We start from the raw sequence: 254 nt of genomic DNA, 5'->3' as shown, positions 1-254 counted from the left end.
ATTTAATAGGATTTCGTTACATCGGAGGCGTTCCATGGAGTGAGCTGAAATGGGGCGTTAATTGGAAATTAGGTGATGCATATGCTCATTCTAAACAGGCGATTACAGTAAAACAAATGAAGAAAGTATTAATGTTACCGTTTTTACCAACTGGAATTTTCCCAATTGTATTAGGATTAGCTATGAACCTGGAGCCACTCTCATTTTTAGGAATTCTACTAACAGCAGGTTGTATCGGTGACATTGCCTTATAT

The 254-nt window shown here is 37.4% G+C and carries 1 protein-coding gene; it reads left to right on the top strand.

What is annotated here, in order from left to right; all coding sequences use genetic code 11:
- Window positions 1-254, top strand: a 254-nt coding sequence (locus tag KVT31_RS29740) for a DUF3267 domain-containing protein (RefSeq protein WP_217613746.1), incomplete at both ends; no start/stop codon positions are given.

The sequence above is a fragment of the Bacillus sp. GbtcB14 genome, assembly GCF_019091205.1.
Classification (GTDB): domain Bacteria; phylum Bacillota; class Bacilli; order Bacillales; family Bacillaceae_G; genus Bacillus_A; species Bacillus_A cereus_AG.
The sequence above is the reverse complement of the archived record's forward strand: the minus strand, read 5'-3'. Positions and strand labels throughout refer to the sequence as shown.